Below are 1,415 nucleotides of genomic sequence, written 5' to 3'. Positions count from 1 at the left end.
GTGCCGGCACTCCAGGAATGGCCTGTTTAGGAAAGGCTCAATCTTGATCAGTGGACAGGCAAGTCTGCCACTCGAACCGATTTGTCATCGAAAAGCCGAACACATTGCCGCCGTGTGCTGGCTGTACGATCTCGGATACGGAGGCCGCCTCGGCAACGTCGCCGCTCGACTTCTCCGCCGGCTGCTTGTCAGCTTGGCTCACCGTATCCGCCCAGTGCTGAAGCATGCGGCGGCGAGGTGTCAGATAGAGCGCGCTGTTATAGGCGCCGCGAATGTCGTCGTCTTCCGAATGCGCGAGCGCCATCTCGATCCAGTCGGAGTTGTAGATCTCCTGCTCATTGGCCCAGGTCGAGGCCATACCGCGAAACCCGTGCACGGTCTGGCGGCCGCGATAGCCCATGCGGTAGCAGGCATAGATCATCGTGTTCTGGGAGATCGGCTTGCCGGGCTTGGTCCCCGGAAACACGAGATCGTCGCGATTGGCTGTGCGCATACGGCGGCGCAATAGTGCGACTGCTTGCGCCGAAAGCGGCACGATATGCTCCCTATCCATCTTCATGCGCTCACCGGGTATCCGCCAGAGCGGGTTCTCGCCGTCGAGGTCCTCGAACTCCGTCCACGCCGCAAAGCGCGTCTCGCTGGTCCGGCACCAGGTCAGCAGCGTAAAGAGCATGGCCTCGCGGGTGATCTCGCGGCGGCGGGGATCTTCTTCGCCGTCGTAGTTTTGAATGGCGTGCACGAGTTCGGGAAGCTGCTGCAGCGGCAGCCGCGCCATGTGCCGCACTTTGGGACGCGCCTTGAGCGCCCCTGCCAGATGCGCGGAGGGATCGTGCTCAACAAACCCTTCGGCAATCGCATAACGGAAGATCTGGCCGATCGACTGGAGGACGCGCCGGCTCACATCCAGCGCCCCGCGCGCTTCGACGGCCTTGATCGCCTGGAGTATCTCGGGCGCCTTCACGTCGGCGATGAGACTGGAGCCGAGCGCCGGAAACGCGTCGCGTTCCAATCGCGCCAGCAGACGCTTCGCATGGGAGGGATTGAGACTATCCACGCGGCGAGCGTGCCACTGACGCGCGACGATCTCAAAGGTGCGAGCGCCCGCCTCGTCTTTGATCTGCCGGAGGACCTCCGCGGGGTCTTTTCCAAGCGCCAGCAGTTCGCGCGCCTCGTGTCTCTTGGCACGGGCCGCGGTCAGCGACACGTCGGGGTATTGGCCGAAGCTGAGAAGCTTTTCCTTGCCGTCAAAGCGGTACTTCATGCGCCACAGCTTGGAACCGCTCGGTTGCACGAAGGCATGCAGCCCGCCGCCATCGGCGAGCTTGTAAGGCTTGCCGCGCTTGGCGGCATATTTGACCTCGAGTTCCGTGAGCGCCATGGGTCGTATCCATCTGGGGGTATCGGCCCAAATGCTA

General features: G+C 63.0%; 1 protein-coding gene. It reads right to left on the bottom strand.

Annotation, left to right across the window (positions count from 1 at the left end):
• Positions 1-37: 37 nt before the first annotated feature.
• Positions 38-1,378, bottom strand: a complete 1,341-nt coding sequence (locus tag EDF56_RS25760; protein WP_132393027.1) for an integrase arm-type DNA-binding domain-containing protein — start codon at positions 1,376-1,378, stop codon at positions 38-40.
• Between the last annotated feature and the right edge of the window lie 37 nt (positions 1,379-1,415).

The organism is Novosphingobium sp. PhB165 (genome assembly GCF_004341845.1).
Taxonomy (GTDB): Bacteria; Pseudomonadota; Alphaproteobacteria; order Sphingomonadales; family Sphingomonadaceae; genus Novosphingobium.
This window is presented reverse-complemented; position numbering and strand designations above follow the sequence as displayed.